The following is a 20,600-nucleotide window of genomic DNA, read 5'->3' on the forward strand; positions in this document are numbered from 1 at the left end:
GAATGACGGTCGCCGAGTCGGATCTCGAGTCCTTCGCCCAGCTCACCCGGGCGCTCGGCATCACCACCAGCAGCGGCGGCGCAAACGCGGAGTGGTTCCAGGACCCCGTGGGCGGCACCACTGAGAACCCCACCGGCCTCAAGACGATCCTGGCCAACGACGACCAGCGCGAGGCGCTCGTCCAGTTCGTTGACGAGGTCCTTGGTCCGCCGGAGGCCGACCAACGGGAGGAGACCACCTGGCTGCCGCTCTTCCGCAACCCCGACCCCGAGCTGACCATCTATGCCGTGCTCACCCCGGTCACCGGCGCAGTCCAGGTCGGCATCGGTGTCGCCCACTCCAGCGGGGACCTCAGCCCCCGCGTCACCACGCGACTCCACGCCCCGCTCTTCCGCGTGCCCCGAGACACCGCGACCCTGCCGAGCGACAGCGCCACGAGTCTGCCCAGCTGGCTGCTGCTCGGCCGCGAGGCAGGACGGGTGGCCATCGAGGTCGACGCCACCTTCACCGACGACGCGCCCACCCCCGGCGAGGCATTCCTGCGCGGCCTGCGCGCGGGCATCGAGGTGCCCACCGACGGCGTGAGCGACGTCGGGTTCACCCTCACCCTGCGGGACCTGCAGATCCCCGGAACCACCGCACCCTCCAGCCCGACCCTTGACCTCGACAGCCTCGACGACCTGGGCGAGGACGTCTTCACCTTCGCCGTCGGCCTGCTCCGCAGCCAGCTCGCCGCGCTGGACACCAACGATGCCGGTCTGCGGATCGCCGCCGCCCTCAGTGGGCTGCTCGGGCTGCGGGACATCCCCAACGTGCCAGCTTTCCCTCTCGCTGACCTGCCACAGCGTGGGGTCGCCGCGATCACCGACTGGATCTCCGGGATCCTGGCCGACAACGACGCGCTCGACGCCTGGCTCGGCCAGCTAGCCCTCCTCACCGGCGGCAGCGCACGCCCCGCCGACGACGCCGTCGCGTTCTCGATCGGCGACGCCGACCTGCTGCTCGGGATGCGAGTCACCCCTGGGGCGGACGGTCACCTGGTCCTCATCCCGTGGCTCCGACTCGACCTCGAGGCCTCACCCGGAGCCGTCGTCGCCGTCAGCGCCGACCTGTTCCGGGCCGAGACCGCGACCGGCGCCGTCGTCGCGCTGCCCGCCCTCGACCTCTCTGCGGTGTTCGGCGCGGAGGCTCCAGCCCCCAAGCTCCTCGCCACCGGACCCGTGCGCATCCGTTCCGTGCGGGTGGGCGTGGGCATCGACGAGCAGCGCCACCCGACGCCTCGGCTCACCCTGCACGACGTCGACCTCGCGGCCGGCACCTCCAACGCCACCCACCACGACGTCCTCGACCTCTCCTCCCCCGATGCCGCGCTCGCCGCCGTCGACGACGTGGTGGCCGACCTGCTCACCAACCTCCTCGACGACCTCGGTCCGGCCGGGGCACTGCTTGCCACCGCGCTCGGCACCGACCCGCCCACCGGGGTCGACCCGGTCTCGGTCCCCGCCCTGCTCGCCGACCCGCTCACCGCGATGGCCGCCTACTGGCGCGAGGTGCTGGCCGCCCCGGCGGCTGCCAGGGAGCTGCTCTCGGACCTCGCTCACCTACTCCTCGGCACCCCGACCAGCATTACCGGTGACGGGACGGCCGAGGACCCGTGGCTGCTGCCCCTGCACCCGAGCGTGGCCGTGGCGCTCGCCGTGAGGTATGTCGAGAACGTCCTGACCGTGTCCGTCTCGGCACGGCCCACCCACACCCTGACCGACACCGCGCTGGGTGACGTCGCGGTCTCCGCCTCCGTGGTCACGGACCTGCTGCGGGTCGATCTCGACACCGGGTCAGCCGCGTTCGTCACCGGGTTCAGCGGCGGCGTGCAGGTCGCGCCCGTCGGTCCCGACCCGCTCCATCTCCCTCTGATGGTCGCCGACCTCGATGTCGCAGCCGTCGGGCTGGAGGTCACGTGGACCCCAGCGGCCGGGCTGCTCCTCACCCCGAGCGGCGACGTCTCACTCACCTGGTCAGACGTTGCGGGGCCGACCACGCTGCCGCTGCCGATGCCCGTCCGCGCACCGGACGGCACCCTGACGCTCACCAGCGACTGGGACGGTGTCGAGCTGGCGCTGGGGCGGCTGCTCCTGGCCCCCGAGCTCAGCGCGATCCACCCGTTCGTGCACCTCCTCGGGTGGGCGGGCACCGGTCCCCGCCTCACGATCAGCGCCCTGCTCGACGACCCAGTCGCCGCCCTGGAGGACTGGGCGGCCGACCTGGCGCTGGAGTGCACGCACCTGCACACCACCCTGAGCGCGATCGCCACCCTGTTCTCCGCCGGGCAGGCGTCTGTCCCCTTCGGCCTGGGCCGCCGCGGTGCGCCCTATCGGGCTCCGGTCGGCGGGCACCCCTCGCTGCCCGGGCTCGCGGTCTGGACCGAGCCGCCGTGCCCGCGCCCGAGCGAGTGGGGTGGCACCAGCGGCTTCGAGCCCGGCCCCGACCCGAGCGGCGCCGGCTTCGTCGCCGCGCTCGAGACCGTGGCCCGGGACCTGCCCGAGCTCGCCGACCTGCTGACCGCCCGACCCTCCCTGGACAGCGGCCTTGACGCGCTCATCACCCGGTCCAGCGGGACCGACGGTCTGGTCGCCGCCGGCTCTGGGCTGCCCGATGGGGTCACCTCTGCCGTGCTGGCCGGCTATGGCCACGCGGAAGCGCGCGCGGCGAGCGTCCTCGACCTGCTGCCCTGGACCGGCATGGGACCGGCTCCGGCAGACCGCGTGCACCTCACGACAGACCTCGGCTGGTGGCAGGGGCACCCGGAGTCCCAGCGGATCGACGCCACCGGCGGCACCGTGCCAGCGCTGCCCACCGTCGCGTCCGGCCCGTGGTTCGTCCTCGTCCCGGCCGTGACGGCCTCTGGCCCTGGCACAGATGGCATTGCGGCACAAGCAGACCGGATCGCCGAGGTGCTCCGCGAACGCACCGGTGCGGTCACCCTCGTGGCCCACGGTGGCCCGGGGGCAGCCGCCCTGCGCGCGGCTGCACGGCCGGCGCTCACCGCCGTCGTCGGCGCCGTCGCCACGGTCGGGAGTCCGTGGACCGCGGTCCCGACGGCAACCTTTGTCGGGCACGGCGGCAACGCTCTCACCTTCCTCAACGCCCTCGCCGGCAGCGATCTGCCCGAGCTCCCCGACGACCAGCTCGCCCACTTCAGCGGTCCACTCCAGCGATCGTTCGGGCTGCTGCGTCGGCTACGGCAGGAGCGCCTCGTGGCCGACCTGCCCAACGCCGCGGCCGAGGTCATCCGGCCTGGTCTCACGGTCCATGCCATCACCGGCTCGCTCACCACGTCCGATGTCGTGGAGCAGCTCGGTGCCCTGATGGCGCAGGCCGTGGACGAGCGGATCGGGTCCAGCACGGCACCCGAACCGGTCGAGCAGCTGCACGCCGGCCTCGGCCTGCCTGCTGTCGACGTCGCCGTCGGTCCGATCAGTCTCGGCGTGCGCGCCGACCTCTCCCTGCTGTCGGTCCAGCGCGCGGACCCACGGGTGCGCTCAGAGCGCGTCCTCACCACCGCGATCCGTCTCGCGGTCACCGACGGGTGGCTCCTGGGTGGGCCGGGGGCGACCCAGCGAGACCTCGAGGTGCGCTGGGTGGAGATCGCCCTGCGCGACCCACTCGACGGCTCCGAGCCGACCTGTGAGCTCGTCCTGCACGAGGCGCACGCCTACACCGCCTCCCGCGAGCGCTGGGTGGTGCGCGCCGACGGCCTCGACCCCGAGGCGACGCTGGCGCTGCCCGAGGTCAAGCTCATCCTCAGCGCCGTCGCCACCCGGATCCACGCCGAGGCACCCTCCCTCTCGGCGCTGCTCACCGACTACGGCCTCTTCCGCGAGGGCGGACTCGACCCGACGGGGCTGGACCGCCTGCTCTTCGACACGAGGGCGTTCCTGAGCACGCCGCTGCAGCTCGACCCCGCCACTGTCGTCGGCCACCTGTGCACGGTGCTCGGCACACCAGTGGGGCCGACCCCGACCACCCTGCGCCTCGGCTCCGCCGACGCGAGCGTCGACATCGACCTGGCGACAGGCACGGTCAGCGCCGCGGCGACCGTCGAGGTCCCCGGGGCGGCGGCGGTCACGGCCAGCGTCACGGTGCCGGCACGCGAGCTGACCGGTGGGAGCGGCCTCGGCGGTGCGACGAACGGCACCGGCACGAGCGCCCAGCTCAGCATTGGTTCGCTCGAGCCACACGACGGCGTGCGGCTCGACGCCGAGCTGGGACCGGCCGGTCCCTCAGTCACCCTCACGATCCCCGGGGCGTCCGGACCACGGACCGTGCCCGTCTATCCCACGCTCATCGTCGCCGACGTCACTGAGGCGCTCCTCGCCTTCAGCCCCGCCGTCTTCTGCCAGGCCCTGCTCAACGGGCTGCGCGGCGCACTGTCGCGAGCCAGGGCCGCCGTCCTGGACGAGGTCCTGACCCAGCTGGGCCTGCTCGACCCCGTGCTGGACCGGCTCGGCGTGCCGGTCGCGGTGCTCATCGACCCCATCGGCTATCTGCGCCGGCGTCCTGACCCGCTCGGGACGGCCCTGAGCATCCTGGAGGCGCTCGCAGACCTCGTCGTCCCGGGTCGCACCGGGTCCGGCTGGCCGATCACCGACGAGGTCAGGCTCTCCTATGCGCTGGTGGCCGGCCGCCTCGAGCTGCTCGTCGAGGTGGACCTGGACACCACGGTCGACACCGCCGCGGTCGACCTCACCCTGGCCGGCGGCCTGCGCATCGACACGTCGGGCAAGGTCCACGCGCTCGCCACCGCATCCGGCAGCGTCGATGGCTATGGTCTCGCGCTGCGGGTCGGGACGTCCACGACAGCCCCCGTCGCCCTGGACCTGACCCGCCCGGGTCCGGCCAGCGCACTAGCCATCTATCCCGTCGGGCCGGGCCTGGGTGGGGGCCTCGAGATCGCCGGCGCAGCAGCCCAGGCCGCGGTTGTCGTCGCCCTCAACGAGCTCATCGCCCGCCGCGGGACCGGGGACTCGAGCATCCAGCAGGTCGGCACCGTGGCCGACCACCTGGCCCTCGGTCTGGGTCTGGTCGCCGACCCGGCCGGCACAGACCATGCCCTCGCCCCGGCGCAGGTCTCGGCCTTCGCGGCCGACCCGGGAGCACGCCTGCTCGCGCGGCTACCCGACCTCACGGCGCACCTGCTCGCGAGCATCGCGACCGCCCTCGGCTCAGACGAGATCACCGCGACGCCGGTCGGGACGGCGACCCGCATCGCCTACGGGACCACGGCCTACCTCGAGCTCGACGGGCCGACGCGACAGGTCCGCCTCGGTGCCACGGTTGACCTCGACGGGGCCGGCGTCCTGGAGATCACGCAGATCTGCATCGGCGCCGCCGGGGTCAGCGTCGAGATCAGCGTCGGGCCGGTCACCGTGGATCTCGGGTCCGTGCTGCTCTTCCCCCTCGTGACCATCCGCGCAGGGGTGGGCAGCGGCAGCTTCGATCGCATGGTCGGGGTGGGTCTGGCGACCAGCGCGACAGGCACCGAGAGCGTCGAGGTCCGCTGGGTCCTCGACGCCACCCCGCCTCAGATCGTGGCGGTGTCCTCTGGCGCACCGATCACCGACCCGGCCACGATCGCCACCCGCGCGCTCGGACTGGCCGTCAACATCGCGTCCGGCGTGCTCGCCGAGCAGCTCGCGTCGGTGCTCACCACCGAGGTGACCGCCAGGCTCCAGGACGTCGTGTTCACCGGCGGGTCGGCCGCCATCGATCCCGGTCTCGTCGAGGCGCTCATCCACCCCGAAACGCTTTTGGACCGGCTCTACACGCTGGTGTGGAACTGCGCAACTGTCGGGACCCCGGTCTCGGTCAAGATCGAGGACACGCTCGAGATCGGCCTGACGGCCGTCGCGACCACCGATGACCGACAGCACCTCGGCCTGCGACTCAGCCTGCCCGACGGCGAGGAGCTCACCCTCGTCGAGGGGTCCCTCACCGTCGCGCTGGAGTGCAACTCGCGCTGGATCGTGCCGGAGGTGCAGCCGGGACTGTCGATCCTCCTCCTCGAGGGAACCGCCACCTCGCTCCAGCTGGTGCCCGGCGTCATCGTCGGCGGTCTCGGCGTGCGCTTCACCGCGAGCGGACAGCCGTTGCTGGACCTCGGCTCGGTCTCCCTCGACGGCATCGCGGTGCGGGTCTATGGCGAGGCGAGCGCCGCCGGCGTCGGCGGAGGCGCCCAGCTCGTCCTCGAAGGGCTGTCCGTCGCGCCCGGTGGCGGTGGCGGGACCAACCCGGTGGCCAACGGCATCATGAACGACGTCGGTGCCGCGAGCGAGAGCGCCCGACCCACCTTCTCGCCCTCCCTCGCGGTCCAGAAGCCACCGGGTCAGGACCTCGCCATCTCGCTGCGGGCCGGGGACCCGCCCGGGCCGTGGTGGGTCGTGATCGAGCGTCAGCTCGGTCCGTTGTATGTCGACCGCATCGGTTTCGACTCGGTCGAGAACAACGGCCAGGTCACCAAGATCAGCCTGCTCTTCACCGGCCAGCTCGACCTCTTCGGGCTCACCGCGGCAGTCGACGAGCTGGCTCTGTCCTGGGAGGGCGGCGACGTGCTCGCCATCTCGAGCTGGTCCGTCGACCTGATGGGGCTGGCCGTCAGTGCCGACATGGCCGGCGTCAGTCTCTCTGGCGGCCTGCTCAAGATCAAACAGGGCTCAAGCACGTCCTACGTGGGCATGCTGGTCGGCCGCTTCGCGGCATACGGCCTGTCGGTCTTTGGTGGCTTCACCCACGATGGCGAGCACGCCTCGTTCTTCGTCTTCGGCGGTGTCAACGGCCCTATCGGCGGACCACCGGCGTTCTTCCTCACCGGCATCGCCGGCGGCCTCGGCATCAACCGCGGCCTGCGGGTGCCGGACGACCTCTCCCAGTTCGGCAGCTATCCGTTCATCGCCGCTCTCAACCCCGCCGCGCCGCAGCGTGAACCGATGGAGGCGCTGCACGAGCTGAGCCACTACTTCCCGCACCAGGTGGGCAACTTCTGGTTCGCCGGCGGGATCTCGTTCACCTCCTTCGCCCTGATCGACGGCATCGCCGTGGTGGCGGTCTCCTTCGGCAGCAGCGGGCTCGACATCAACCTCTTCGGTCTCGCGCGGATGGCCCTGCCCCGGCCGGGTGCCGCCCTGGTGTCGATCGAGCTGGCGATCGTGGTCCGCTTCTCGCTGAGCGACGGCGTGTTCATGATCCGTGCCCAGCTCACGGACAACTCGTGGCTGCTCTATCCCGAGATCCGCCTCACCGGTGGCTTCGCCTTCGCGATCTGGTGGAAAGGGCCACTGGCCGGGCAGTTCGTGCTCACGATGGGCGGCTACCACCCGACCTTCCACGTCGAGGGCTATCCCGACGTGCCCCGCCTCGGGCTGGTCTGGCGGATCAGCGACTCCCTCGTCATCAAGGGCGAGTCCTACTTCGCGCTCACCTCCGAGGCGCTGATGGCAGGTCAGTCCGTCGAGGCCAGCCTTGACCTCGGCTGGGTCTGGGCCAAGGTCACCTTCAGCGCCGACGGCATCGTCTACTTCGACCCGTTCTCCTTCGATGTGAAGGTCCGGGCCAGCATCTCCGCAGGCATCCACATCGACCTCTGGCTCACCACGCTCAGCCTGAGCATCACGATCAGTGCCGAGATCCACGTCTGGGGGCCGGACTTCGCGGGCAAGGTCACCTTCGAGATCGGGCCGGCGACGGTGCCGATCCGGTTTGGCAGCAACCGCCGAGTCGAGCCCGAGACCCTCGCCTGGGTGCCTTTCGTCGAAAAATACCTCGAGCGCGGCAGTGGCAACACAGCCCGGGCACTGAGCGCAATCACGGGCCGCGGCACGCTGCCCACGTCGACCAAGGGTGAGACCGGGGCGCCGAGCGCCGACGGTTCGGCCACGCTGCCCTACCGCGTGTTTGCCGAGTTCGAGATCACCTTCACGTCCTCCATCCCAGCCACGGCACTGACCATCGGCACTGCTTCCCCGCTGCCGGTCGCCCCCACCCTCGCCGGGTCGACGACGTCCTTGGGCCTGGCACCCATGGGGCTACGAGATCTCACCCCGACCCTCAGAATCCGCCTTGAGCGCAAGACGGGAAGCGGTGGCTGGACCGCCCACGACAGCAAGCTCGGCCCCCTCGCAGCCGGTCTCAACGGCAACGGGCCGGCATCGTATGCGACCGAGTCGTTCCCGCTCGGAGTGTTCGGGGCCCCGCATGCCTCCGCGTCAAACACCAGGCTGCCGAACCACGAGGTCGTCGTCGCCGCCCACCAGGTGACCCTCGTCGCCGGCATCATCGCGTCGACCCCTGGTCCGCCGATGGACTACTACAAGGTCGAGTGCAAGCAACGACCGCTGCCCCTGCAGGCAACCCGCACCTCCCGCGCGTCGATGGTCAACCTCGGCCGGACGCTGGAGGCCCCCCTGCCGGTCAACGCCAGCGAGGCGCTCACCCAAGCCCAGACCATTCTCTTTGAGCACGGGCACGAGCAGCACAGCGCGGTGGCTAGGGCATCCTTCGCCGCGGACCGGTCCGCGCCGCCGATGTTTGGCACTCTCACCGACGGGCTCGTCGCCGACAACGGTGCCGACGGCGAGCGATCCAGGCTCCCTGTCGCCGCGACCCCGAAGCGCAAGCCGCGCCGGCCGATCGTCGTGGGCCTCCTCGAGTCCGGCGACCTGGCCGTCCGTCGCCCGGCCGGCACGACGGTCGCGGACGGTCGGCTCAAGCGTCGTCCGGCACCGAGCACCGTCTCGGTGCAGAGCCGACTGTCCACGCGGCTCCCGATCGCGCTCACCCGGTCCAGCCCCTCGGTGACCAGGGCTGGGGCAACCCTGGCTGCGACGACCTTTGTGCCACGCACCACCGCGGCGTCCACCGGACACGTCAGCACCGGGAGCCGCCTCGCGGCGCCCGACCTGCAGGGTCTCGTCACGGGCCTGGGGCCCGGCGCCGGCCTCGTGCCGCGGGCCGAACGGGCCCGACGGCTCAGCCGCGCCGCCTCCTCGCGCAACGCCGAGCTGGCCCAGTCCATCGCCGGTGGCGACGTCATCATCCTCGAGTCGCTCGACGCACGCTATGACGGCGACCCCGACCGGCGCCCCCACCTCACCATCGCCGGGACGGCACGCGTCCTGGCCCTGACCGGACGCTCGATCGTTACCGATGTCGAGGTCGACGCGCGGCGCGCGGACCAGTCCGTCCCCGTGCCATCTGGGGCGACGCTGATCGCCGTCCACGCCGGTGGCGACATCGACCCCGAGCTCGGCTTCGCTGGCTGGCACGACGGGTCGCGGATCGCGCGCGTCGGCGGCCGCGTCGGGCTGGCCGCGGGCTGTGCCCTCAGCGTCGACGGCCTCGCGGCGCAGGAGGGTCAGGGGGCCGCCTGGCAGCCGGCCCACACGCTGACCGGCGGTGCGCGAGAGGTCCTCACCCGGTTCACCCGCCCCGTGCGCACGGTGGCGATCGCACTGACCCGTTCCGGCGGGAGCAGCCCGGACGACACGGTGCCGGCCGACGTGCCGCCAGAGACAGACCTGAGGCTGTCCGGCGCGACGGTCGCCGGCGACGACGGCGTCGACCGGCCACCGATCCTCGTCGCCCTCGGCGGGGTCAGTGTCCTGGTCTATCCCGTGGTGCCGGACGAGCAGACGTCCGGCGTCGGTGTGACGGTGACCAACGGACCTGCCTGGTCACTCGTCGGCGTCGTTGGCGCGGACGACACCCCCGAAGACCTCGCGGCACAGATCGCCGAGGCCGGCCTCCCAGGCGTGATCTCCCGGGTCATCGCAGTCGAGGGCCAGGTCGCCGTGGGCTGGCTGGATGCGAGGAGGACGCCATGACGCTTCCCGAGGGCCACTTCCGCCTGTACCCGTCGATGAGGCCACACCTGACGGCCGGCTCCTACCGGTTCCGCACGAGCCAGACCATGGAGGCCAAGGAGGTCGGTGGCGCCACCCGAGACAGCGGCCAGCTGCCGGTGGACGACCTCAGGACCTACGTCGAGGTGACCTCGCCGCGCTACCAGCTCCCGCCGGACCAGATCCTGTCGACCTTTCCACCGGCCGGGTCGCAGGGCGCCTTCGGCTCACGCCTGCCGCAGATCGTCATCAAACGACGCACCCTGCCCTGGGAGAGGGACGTCGCGCCGGGCACCTCAGCCAAGACTCCGTGGCTGGCGCTCGTCGTCATCGCCGAAGGTGAGGCGACACTGGAGCTCAACAAGTCGGTAGCCGAGTGTGTGACACCCGGCATCACGCTGCCGGGTGCGGCCGACGTCTCCACCGGCAACTACCTCGCCGTCCGACGCTCCGTCATCAACTCCGTCCTGCCCACGCGCAAGGACGTGCCCCTCCTCGCCCACGTGCGCGAGGTCGACATCAGTGACACCGAGCTGATGATGGGGGACGATGACGGGGTCGTCGCGGTCGTCGTGGCCAACCGGCTCCCCCTCGCCGCCCGTGGCACAGACGGGCGCAAGGCACCCGTGAAGTACCTCGCCGCGCTGATCAGCCTGGAGGGTCAGCTCGACTCGCTCCTGCCAGAGGCACCACCCCCGGATTCATGGACCTCCGACCTGATCACCGTGCTGCAGGTCGCGCACGCACCAGCGGTGATGGACCAGGTGATCATGCACGGAGGCGTCAACCCGGCCGGCCCGATCGACGTCGTCGGCGGGCTCACCGGGCTGTCCCTGGCGCTCGACCCCGGCGGTCAGGTCCAACCCCGCGCGGTGGCTCACGCCCAGTCCTATGAACAGGCGATCCTGGCCCCCGATGCCACGACCACGGCCTACTCCGGCAGCGGCGGGTGGCCCACCGACCACATCCTCGACTCCGCCACCGTGTCCCAGGTCATGGCCACGGACTTCGCCCACCACGACGTGGGCGCTCTGATCGACCCGATGTTCCGCTACCCCGTCCTCGCCCACTGGAGCTTCACGTCGGTGGGTGACACCACCTTCGAGTCCCTCATGACCAACCTCGACTCGGGCCTGGTCGGCACGCCCTCCACGGGACCCGCGCCCGAGGGACGCCAACCGCTGACGGTCGTCGAGACCGGTCACGTCGAGCTCCCGCACCGCACCCGGCACGGCGACCTGACCACGTCCTGGTATCGCGGCCCGCTCAGCCCGCACCCCACCGACACCACGGCACCACGCCTCCCGCTGGCCCACGCGTCCGACCAACTGCGCATCGTCGTGCCCGACGGTCGCGAGGATCTCTCTCTGGCGACCGCCTTCGAGATCGGGCGGCTCATGGCGCTGGCCCATCCATCGTTCGTCGACGCGCTGCTGCGGTGGCGCCAACACCGCTTTCAGCTGGCCCGCGGACGCTCGGTGCTGCAGGCGACGGTCGACCTGGGTCTCGACCTCGACCTCCTCGCCACCCTGCGGGATCTGCCCCACGAGCTCGGCCTGTTCATCACCAGGCCGATCGTCGCCGACCCGATGGAGATCATCGGTCCGCCCCTCGATCTGCAGCCCGCCGGCACCGACATGCGGGTCCTCGAGGAGCTGTCGCTGACCGCGACGCTGCCCGAGGCACTCGCGACCGGACTCGCGGTCGACGCGGACCTCAGCCTGAGCCCCGGGGTGGTGCTCGAGGTCGTCAAGGGGCAGGACGTCTGGCAGGTGAGCGACCTCGGCACCCGCGTGACCAACGGACTCATCTCCGAGGCTCTGCACGGCGTCCTGGACGCCTCGGTCACCAAGTTCGCGGCGAGCACCCTCGGAGCCGAGGTCGTGCACGACTGGATCGGGGGCGGGGTCGCCTGGGGCGGCTTCGACCTCGACCTCATCGACACGCAGCTGCTCGACCTCGGCGAAGTGATGGTGGGCCGGGTCGGGCGCGGCGGTCGCGTGATCGGCCCGCAGGACATCCGGCCGCGCGACGCACTCGATGACCTCACCGACACCAGAACCTCCGACACCGACCTCACCGACGCAGGGCCCTCTGGCACCGACCTCAGGCGCTCACCCACCCGATCGGGAGACGAGTCATGATCAAGGCCCAGGTCTTCTATGCGCAGATGCCATTGCAGTATGCCGGCACAGCCGCGGCCGCCACCATCGTCGACCAGGACGACGCGGAGAGCTCCGTCCCGGCCGACGTGCGCAGCTGGCTCGGCCGGCTCCGCCTCCTCGAGGGGGTCCCCTTCGCCAACCTCATCGCCGACGCCGAGCTGCTCCCACCGGAGTCGATCCGCTGGTTCTATCTCGACCGCCGGTGGACCGACGCGCTGGTCCAGGGTGCGCTGAGCGTCGGCACGGTCAACTCCGACGACCGGGTCCAGCTCACCAACGCCTACCCGGCCATCCGGGAGGAGCTCGACACCGAGGAGCGCAACGCCCGGCGCCGAGCAGGTTCGGAGCGCTTCGGTGGCCAAGTGGACGCCATCAGCGGGTTCGTGATGCGCTCACAGGTCATCGCGGGCTATCCGGGCATGCACGTGCGTGCCTTTGCGATGGAGCCGGACGGGGCCGTCGACGCGCAGTTCACCGAGGACGAGCCCGAGCGGATGCGGCTGCTGCGTCTGGAGCGTCTGGCCCCGGCCGTGCTGTTCTGTCTCTTTGACGGGATCCCGTCGGTCGTGCACATGGAGGAGCCGCGCCAGGGCGTGCAGTTCGGGTTCGACGCCTCCGGGCCCCCTGGGCAGATCAGCGCCTCCCTGCCACCACGTTCGGCGGAGTCGGGTGACGATCTCGAGGGGGTGCACCCGGTCGAGGTGCCGTTCCGGTCCGGAGACCGGACCAGCGGTGTCGTCGACATCCAGCGGCTGGAGGACCGCCTGCGCGGTCCAGCCACGGGCGGCAACGAGATGGACAGCGCGGAGTATGCCCTCCAGCTGGTGCGCTACCCCTTCCGGCAGGTGTGGGGCGAGACCCGACGCACCCCGATCGCCTCGGTCTTCACCCCGGTGGTGCCCTACGAGGTGCTGGCCCAGCACTTCCTCACCTTCGGGGGGCAGTAGCGATGGCCAGGTACGTCAGCAGCGAGATCCTCTCGGTCACGGCCTACTCCAAGCGGTGGGCCTACCTGGCCACGACAGGCACCGACCTGCCCACCCTGGCGACCTGGGACAAGGAGCTGAACCGCGAGCGACGGGTGCTCGTGCCCGTCGATGTGCAGGCCTTCGTGGCTACCGCGGACGGTGAACAGGTCACACCCGTGGGCGGGGTCCTGAAGGACCCGGAGCCGTTTGCCGACCTGACCTCCCTGAGCGCCGGGGTCCACCTGCACTGGGCGCTGCCGGACAGTCTGCTCAGCGGGCGCGCCGCTGAAGACTCGACGCTGCCCGACTTCCCCCGCCTGCCCGACCGCTGGGTCGTGGTCCGGACCCTCTCGCGGCAGGGTGAGTCGACGGTCCACCAGCGTGGCTGGGTGATCGACGCGGCAACCGCGGGGGTCGCTCCGCTCGAGTCGTATGCCGGGGGCACAGTCGCCAGCACCGGCACCGTGGTCGGTGGGGGCACCACGGGCACAGGCCCAACCAGCGAGCCTGAGGTCCTCGACCCGCTCGACGCCGCCGCGCGCCGGTCACTGCTCTGGACGGGGACGTATGCCGGAGCGCAGGGCCGCTTCACCTTCCACGATGACCTCGGGGACCTGGCCGCCGTCCGCGAGGCGGGCACCCTGCTCTCGTCCAGGGCCTGCTATCTGGTCGCAGGGTGGTATGCCGCCGACGACGTGGACCCGCTCAACGGCATCGGCTGGCAGCACACGCTGGAGGAGGTCACTTCGGGCCTCGGCTGGATTGTGACCCGGGACGGCCCCGACAGTGACGAGGAGGGCGTTGACCCGGCCACCCGGCGCGCCGAGTCCCGGGCCGGGCAGAAAGCCCCCACCGAGGGGACGATTGAGACGGTCACCTCCACCGGCGTGCAGGTGCTCCACCACGAAGGTCTTGCGCCCTCCGGCCTGGTGCAGGTGGGGCGCGTCGCCAAGACCGTCTTCGGGCGCCGCGCGCCGTCCTATCGCACCCTGCTGCACGGGGCGGTCCTGGGGGTGCCCGTCGACGGCACGGTCTCGGGTCGCGACCACCGCCCAGCAAGCTCGTCCGTCACCGGAGCCATCGGCCTCGACCTGGATGACGTCGCCGCAGCCCTGGCCGCCGAAGGGCTCTCGTCGTCGACCTCGTCACGGAGTGCGGCCGAGCATCTGATGGCCGCCTTCACCTCGGGTCTGCTGGCCCGCATCGGCTCACCCGACGGCCTGTTCGACCTCGACGAGCACGAGCACACCGAGACCTTCGGTTCCGTGCCCGGACCACCACTGCCCGGCCTGAAACCTGACCGGCTGCGCGCTGAGGACGCCCTGCCGACAAACCCGCTCACCGTGGGCCGCAAGGGACGAGGCGCCCGCCAGGTGGCGAAGTCACCCAGGATCGCCTTCACGGGCGGGGTAAGGGGGCTGCGGGGCAAGGAGCAGCGCGACGAGGAGCGGCGGGACCAGGAGCAGCGGGAGCGGAAGCCGCAGCCCCCACCCTCCAAGGGGTCGGTGATCAACAGGGGTGCCAGCGAGGACCCGGCCTCGCGGGAGGTCATCAAGGCGGCGCCGCGCATCTTCCGTCCGGCGGCTCCCCTGCTCGGGCTGCGCGGCGTGCGACCCGGCGGTCGGCACCACCACGACGGCTCGCACGACGCCAGCGAACGACTGGTCTGCCGCCGTCCTGGTGACATCGTCACCGCCCTCACCGGCATCGTCGAGGGTCAACATGTGCTGCCCACCCTCGGTAGCGGCGCGGTGCCGAACGAGGTCCTGCCGCTCGCCCGGGAGATGGTGCTGCTCAACGGTTATGACGCCACCTGGCTCGCCTCGGTCGGCGACCAGCGGGTGGCCGCCGAGAAGGCGGTCAAGGTCCGTCTTGCGGGCGAGCTGCTGCGGCTCTATGGCACCGACGCGACCTATGACGGGACGGGCGTCTCAGCCCTGACGAAGGCCGCGACTGGCACTCGGCCCCGGGCGAGCGGCTCGCCGGTCTGGGAGTCGCACCAGGCGCGCAGGGACCCGGTCCGTGCCCAGCTCGCCTCCGCCCTGAGCGCCCACTCACTGCTCGATGGCATGGCGCCGTCGCCGGTGGCGCTGACCACCTGGGCCCAGCCGTGGTGTCCGCTGTTCGTCGAGTGGGAGGTCCTGCTCGAGGGACGCGACGACCTGGACGGCTGGCAGCTGGGCCCGACGGACCTGGAGCCCGCCCCGGCACCGCAGGGCGCAGCCCCGCAGAGCGCCACGGTCACCCGCGTCCTGCGGGGCCGCGCCCCCCTCAACACCGGCGTCGGCAAGAAGCTGGCAGAGTCGATTGGCGACTGGCTCAAGGATGAGGAGAAGCGGGATGAGCAGCCCGGCGCCTCGCAGCTGAGCGACCCCGACGAGAAGGCGCTCGCGGAGCTTGCCACGATGCTCGGCCCGCTCGGGGTGGCCAGCGCCTCGCTCGACGGGGTGCGCGAGCAGCTGCTCGGCATCGCCTATCGCGGCTTCGTCGTCCGCCAGAAGTCCGCGCCGGACGAGGACGGCCTCCCGGAGGCGTCGGAGCGGGCAGTCCCCCTGTTCGGCGGCACCCTCACCGTCACCGACCTGCGCCTGGTCGACACCTTCGGGCGGGTGCTGCCGGTCGACGTCACGGATCTGGCGACGACCTCGGCCCTGGAGGTGCCGGGTGCGGGCTCGAGCATCCAGGTCACCCCCCGGCTCCAGCACGGGGCACGGTGGCTGTTCCGGCTCGTGGACCCAGCACACCCGATCACCGCGGACCCGGTCACGGCCACCGAGGCCTGGGTCGACCAGGTGCGCCCAGACCTGAGCGTGAACCCGATCAGCGGGTTCCTGCTCCCCGACCACATCGACGAGGCGTGCGAGGTCTTCGACCGGGACGGGCACCCGCTGGGACAGATCGGCCACGACGGGGTCACCAACGCCGTCCTCTGGGAGCCAGCCCCGGGCAGGCCGGTCCCGCCGAGCGCCGGACCGCTGGACCCCTCCACCCCGGCCCACGCCCAGCTGGCCGGCCGCCTCGCCGCCGGGCTGGTGCAGGCTGACATCGAGGCCCGCACCGAGGCAGGGTCGACCGAGCGTGAGCACACGGCGCTGTCGGCCTTCCTCGGCGTGATCGACTCCACGCTGTGGAGCGTCGACACCTATGCCGCGCTCGGCTCCCCGACGATCGCCGGCCTGGTCGGTCGCCCCCTCGCGATCGTGCGTGCGACGCTGCGGCTCGATGCTCCCAGCGACCTCGGTGAGGTGAAGGTCACCGCCCCCGGCGGACCCGGTGAGCGCCGCGCCGCCTTCGAGGCCCTGCGCCGGCACCGCTTCCCGGTGCGGCTGGGCGAGCTAGGACGCTCCGACGACGCGACGATCGGGTTCTTCGTCGATGACGACTACTCGCGCTTCCACGTGGTCGACAAGGTCGTCGCCCAGGTGGCCCGCGAGAGCCGCCGACACCGAGGCCACCTCGGCCTGCTCGGGGCAACGGTCACCCCCGAGGTCTCCCCGATCGAGCATCCCTACATCCACCCGGAGGACACCCTGCTCGTCGCGATCGGGCAGGTGGTGCGCCTGACGATCGTGATGGTGCCGGGTGGGCGGGTGCACCTCACCTCGGGCATCCTGCCCCGCAAGGCGCTCGGTCTCGCCGACGAGTGGGTCACGCCCGGACTGAGCCGGCTCAGCCCCTCGATGCGGGTGGGGCCACTCCTCGTGGACCCGGCCGAGATCAAGCTCCCTCTCGTCGCCAGCCTCGGACCCGACCAGGTCTTCACGCGCCGGACGGGACCACTGACCTGGCGTGACGACCCCATCGTCGCGGCGACCGCGGCGGCCTACCTGCCGCGACTGCCGCACGAGGCGCAGGAGGGCTGGATCCGCGTCACCCCTGAGCCCACCGAGGAGTGAGGACATGCCGCGACCACCTGCCCCCACACCCGCGACTGAGCGGGCTGCCGCCCGGGTCGTGAAGCGAGGACGCTCCCGGGACCGCACGGCATACAACGCCGTCCGGGAGGGCGGTGTCGCCCCGCTGGCGCTGCACGCCGCCCTCGAGCACCACCTCGACGAGCGACCGGCTCGTGGTCCGGCTGCCCGGGCGGAGGCAGGCAGCAACACCGGCCGGTGGGTGCCGATCGGGCCGTCGGTCATCCGCCGCGGCCAGGCGGTGGACCGGCCGCACGTCGTGGGACGCATCCGCGACCTCGCGGTGTCCGAGGACGGCGAGCGGGCCTATGCCGCGAGCGCCAAGGGCGGGCTGTGGCACACCGACGACGCCGGGGCGACCTGGGCTCCGATCGGGACCTGGGCCGGGGGCAACCGGCGGGCCGGGGGCAACACCTCCGTCTTCGTGTGCGGGTCCCTGCTCGTCGACTTCGGCCCGTCGCGGATCAATGACTTCGTCATGGTGGGCACCGGTGAGCTGTCGCCCGGCAGCACCAGCAGCGGGGCGGGACGCGTCGGCGGTGTCGGCGTCCTCACCGCACTGGGACCGGCGTTCTTCGACGACAGCGACAACCCGTGGGAGCCGGACACTGGCATCGACCTGCTCGAGGGGGAAGGCATCTTCCGTCTGGCGCGTCGCCCCGGCCGCACTTCTGGGACCGTTGCCCCGGCGACCCGCGACGAGGTGCTCGCAGCGACGAGCGACGGGCTGTTCCTCGGGGTCCGGCGCACGCTCCCGGCGGCCGTGGCAAACCCACCGTTCCCCGCGCTCGAGGAGCGCGACGGCTTCGAATGGTCACGGGTCGCCGGAATCGCGGCCGGCACCCAGGTCACCGACGTGGTGTGGATCGAGACGGCCGGAGGAACGCGCATCATCGTGCTCGTCGACGGCCAGGGCCTCGAGCTCTCCGACGACGACGGGGCGTCTTTCACACCGGTGCCGACCATGCACCGCCCCGGGGTGCCGGTCGAGGGTCGGTGCTCGATCAGCATCGCCGAGGACAACAGGGCCTATGTGCTCTACGGACACGTCGCGCGCCCGGCCGTGCGGCGCATCCCGGACCTGACCGCCGCCGTCCCGACCGCCACCCGACTCACCCGCGTGCCGAGGGTCTGGGACTCTGCCGCGGCGCGGGACTATGACCAGGCCATCGCCGCGGAGGCCTTTGACGGCACGGACCGGATCTATCTCGGCGGCAACACGGTGCAGCCGCGGCCCAGCGCGCAGTGGTCGGCGTCCTTGTGGGCGATGGATGTCGTGGACGGCGCTCTCCGGCCTCGGCCCGGGGTCTCCGACCGCGGCGCACCACCGGCTGCGGGTGCCGACCGGGCTGGGCTGGTGGGCAACAACGTCCATGCTGACGTCCACGCCATCGCCCTGCCGGGCCCCGCGTCCACCCCGCGGCCCGTGTGGGTTGCCTGCGACGGCGGGGTCTATGTCTCGACGGAGAACGGCCGGGTCAACTCGTTCGCGGCGGTCAACAGCGGCCTGTCGGTGAGCGAGACCGGCTTCCTGGACCACCACCCGGTCGCCTCGCACTTCGTGGCGACCGGCCTGCAGGACAACGGCACCGCCGTGCGCACGGGGGACACCGTGTGGGAGGTCATCCACGTCGGCGACGGCGGCGGCCTCGCTTTTGCCCCTACCGCACCGGATGTCCTTGCCGCGCAATACATCTATGGCTACTGGCGGAGCACGCACGTGAGCTTCCGAGACCCGCTCACCAACACGCAGCACAGGCCGAGCGAAGCGATCACCAACCACCCCGAAAACAGCCATACGCGCGCGGAGTTCTATGCCAACTGCGCGGTCGTGCGCCGTCCCGGGGCGGCTCCGGCCCCGGACACCAGCCGGCTCGCGCTCGGCACCGACCGGGTCTATGTCGCCGACAACATCGCCTCCGGCAGTCCCACCCAGTGGGTCATCCTGCCCGTGGTGCCCGCCACCGAGCCGGCCGGGACGACAAGGGTGGCGCGCAACCCCCACGCGGCGTCCAACAAGCCGCCCGCCACGTTCGGGACCGTGCCCGGCGGGGCGTTCGGCCGCGTCGTCTCACTGGCCTGGATCGCCCCCGACGAGCTCGTCGTCATCTATGCGCACGGCATCCTGCGCCAGACCGAGGTCAGCGCGGGACGGTGGAGCACCGAGTGGCTGCTGGACCCGGGCTCTCCCCCGGCCAGCCTGCCGGTGGGGGTCGACCTCACCGAGATCGCCGCAGTCCCAGGATCCAGGGACTTCTATGTCACCACCACCGGAGACCTCAACGCAGCCACCCCGGACACCGCCTACTTCTTCAACGCCACCACGGGGACCTTCCACGCGACAGGCCTGCGCACCGAGCTGGGGTCGGCGCCGCTGGGACCCCTGGACCCGGCCTACAGCGTGGCCGTCGACCCAGGTGCCACCGCCACGGTCTATGTCGGGACCGCCACGGGCGTATGGCGTGGGACCAGCACCGACGCGGCCGGCGGTCACGACTGGGACCACTTCGCCAACGGACTGCCGGAGGCGACCGTCCAGGACCTCTCGATCTGGACCGACCCCGCAGGTGGCGCAGGTCCGCGGCTCCTGCGTGCCGCCATACAGTCAAGGGGGGTGTGGGAGACCGACCTGGCGGCGGACACGCCAGTCGTGACCTATGTGCGCTGCCACAGCTTCGACGACCGTCGTGGGCCGCTGCCCGCCCAGGACCCGAGGGCCAGCGCGACGGCACTGTCCCCGGCCAGCAGTCCCGACATCGGCGTCCGCCCCGCGTGGCCGGTCCCAGCGGCTCCGCCCTTCCCACAGGTGCGGGTCGGTTCACCTAACAGGGCGCTGACGGAGGCCAATGCCGGCGTCTTCAACACCTGGACCTTCCAGACGGCGTTCCGATGGTGGTATCCCAGTGTGCGCGCCGACGGGCAGTGGACCGACGCCTTCCGCGACCTCATCCAGCGTGACCGGCAGGCCCGTGGGATGTCAGGCGGGCGCACGATCACCAGGGCGCTGTGGGAGGCCGTGGTCGGGAACACCCGGTTGAGGCTGGACAACCATCGCCTCGTGCGCTCCACCGACGCGGCCGACGACCTCGCGGTCTTCCGACCGCCGTGGCAGACCGCGCTCAGCCCAGACCTGCTGGCGACCGAGGTCGACATCATGGAGTGCATCGTCCCCACGACGGCGTTCGCAGGTCTGTGGAGCGTCCCGGCCCAGCCCAGCGTGGTGGAGGTGCTGCTCCACCACCGGGCCTCCGAGCCGACGACGGACCGCACGAGCTATGCGGGGCTGCTGTGGAAGGAGGTGACCGCTGCGAGCAACCCGCTGACCGAGCCCGCACAGGACTTCGTCGACTGGTGGGACGAGGCATCGGAGCTCTTCGGCGACACCACTGCTGCACCGCCCGGCTGGACGGTGGTGCGCACCTCTCCCCCGGCCTCGCGCAACGTCCTCGACATCGGACTCGACGCCCGGCTCCCGCGAGCCATGCCGATCCCGCTCGACCTGACCCCGCTGGCAGGCAAGCTGATCGTGCTCGCAGCCTTCTCCTCCTCGCTCGCGGACAACGGGCTGCAGCCTGCCCCTGGTGGCGCGGCCACCCTCACCGACCTCGTGCGCTCGTGGCCGCACGTCGCGGTCCGGCTGGTGCAGGTCGTCTGAGGGGG

Annotated in this window: 5 protein-coding genes; all 5 read left to right on the forward strand. The window is 71.9% G+C overall.

Annotation, left to right across the window (positions count from 1 at the left end; all coding sequences use genetic code 11):
- Positions 1 to 2: 2 nt before the first annotated feature.
- The 5 genes from NF557_RS13015 to NF557_RS13035 are packed head-to-tail and all read left to right on the forward strand — an operon-like array spanning position 3 to position 20,595.
- Positions 3 to 9,875: a DUF6603 domain-containing protein gene (locus NF557_RS13015; RefSeq protein WP_252619952.1), complete on the forward strand. Its 9,873-nt coding sequence runs from the start codon at positions 3 to 5 to the stop codon at positions 9,873 to 9,875.
- Entirely contained in the window at positions 9,872 to 12,037 is a 2,166-nt protein-coding gene (locus NF557_RS13020; RefSeq protein ID WP_252619953.1) for a hypothetical protein, read from the forward strand. Before NF557_RS13015 ends, NF557_RS13020 begins: the two co-directional genes overlap by 4 nt.
- Positions 12,034 to 13,005 (forward strand): hypothetical protein, encoded by a 972-nt coding sequence (locus tag NF557_RS13025; protein ID WP_252619954.1) that lies wholly within the window; start codon positions 12,034 to 12,036, stop codon positions 13,003 to 13,005. The genes NF557_RS13020 and NF557_RS13025 overlap by 4 nt, the downstream gene beginning before the upstream one ends.
- 2 nt (positions 13,006 to 13,007) lie before the next feature.
- Positions 13,008 to 16,922 (forward strand): hypothetical protein, encoded by a 3,915-nt coding sequence (locus NF557_RS13030; protein WP_252619955.1) that lies wholly within the window; start codon positions 13,008 to 13,010, stop codon positions 16,920 to 16,922.
- Positions 16,923 to 16,926: 4 nt separating this feature from the next.
- Complete coding sequence (locus NF557_RS13035) at positions 16,927 to 20,595, forward strand: beta propeller repeat protein (RefSeq protein WP_252619956.1); 3,669 nt, start codon at positions 16,927 to 16,929, stop codon at positions 20,593 to 20,595.
- Positions 20,596 to 20,600: the final 5 nt, after the last annotated feature.

This window comes from Ornithinimicrobium cryptoxanthini, assembly GCF_023923205.1.
GTDB classification, from domain to species: domain Bacteria; phylum Actinomycetota; class Actinomycetes; order Actinomycetales; family Dermatophilaceae; genus Ornithinicoccus; species Ornithinicoccus cryptoxanthini.